Raw genomic sequence first — 1127 nt, 5'->3', positions numbered from 1 at the left:
TTATTTTTATAAGAAAGATGCAGGATTAAAGCTTGAATCCATCGTGTTTTTCTAAATTATGTGTTTGAGTCAAACTTCTAGCCGTGCATATTTTTCCTCCTCAAGGAAATACTGTTTTTTGTACAGCAGCTCCTATGAGGAGGGAAAGAATTGACTCGAAATAAAGTAGAAATTTGCGGTGTTGATACATCAAAGCTTCCAGTTTTGAAAAACGAAGAAATGAGAGAACTCTTCAAGCAAATGCATAAGGGGGATATAACCGCACGGGAAAAACTCGTTAACGGTAATTTACGCCTAGTTCTCAGCGTTATCCAACGCTTTAATAACAGGGGTGAATTTGTTGATGACCTATTCCAGGTCGGCTGTATCGGTCTAATGAAGTCTATTGATAATTTTGATTTAAGTCAAAACGTTAAGTTTTCCACCTATGCTGTTCCCATGATAATAGGCGAAATTAGAAGATATTTGCGTGATAATAATCCGATACGCGTCTCTCGTTCATTAAGGGATATTGCTTACAAGGCATTGCAAGTAAGAGAACGATTGATGAGTAAAACATCGAGAGAGCCGACAGCAGTTGAAATTGCGAAGGAGCTTGATGTGCCGCATGAGGAAATTGTATTTGCTTTAGATGCAATTCAAGACCCTGTGTCCTTGTTTGAACCCATTTATAATGATGGGGGAGATCCAATTTATGTGGTGGATCAATTAAGTGATGAGAAGAGTAAGGATATTCAATGGATTGAGGAAATAGCGTTAAAAGAAGGAATGAGAAGGTTAAACGATCGGGAAAAGCTAATTCTGCGAAAACGCTTTTTTCAAGGGAAAACTCAAATGGAAGTTGCTGAAGAAATCGGCATCTCCCAAGCACAAGTTTCGAGACTTGAGAAAGCTGCCATCAAACAAATGAATAAAAATATTCAAAGCTAAGCTGCCGTTTTGGCAGCTTATTCTTTTTTCTATTAATAGATACGATAATTTATTATGGATAGTCATATATATTCTATATCGATGCGAAATGATGGGAGTGGGAGGAAATGATAAGAATATCAGAATTCCAAATGAAGGATGTCATAAATGTAGCAAATGGAAAGAAGCTTGGCAATGTTGGGGATATAGATATCAAT

Annotated in this window: 1 protein-coding gene and 1 pseudogene; both read left to right on the top strand. The window is 37.0% G+C overall.

Features of this window, described 5'->3' with window-relative positions:
- The first annotated feature begins 150 nt into the window (after positions 1-150).
- Positions 151-930, top strand: a complete 780-nt coding sequence (gene sigG / locus V7149_RS14510; protein WP_066289326.1) for an RNA polymerase sporulation sigma factor SigG — start codon at positions 151-153, stop codon at positions 928-930.
- A 107-nt stretch (positions 931-1037) separates the two neighbouring features.
- Positions 1038-1127 (top strand): annotated as a pseudogene (locus V7149_RS14505) (YlmC/YmxH family sporulation protein); the annotation flags it as partial.

This window comes from Bacillus sp. JJ1503 (genome assembly GCF_036965125.1).
Lineage (GTDB): Bacteria > Bacillota > Bacilli > Bacillales > Cytobacillaceae > Cytobacillus.
The sequence above is the reverse complement of the archived record's forward strand: the minus strand, read 5'-3'. Positions and strand labels throughout refer to the sequence as shown.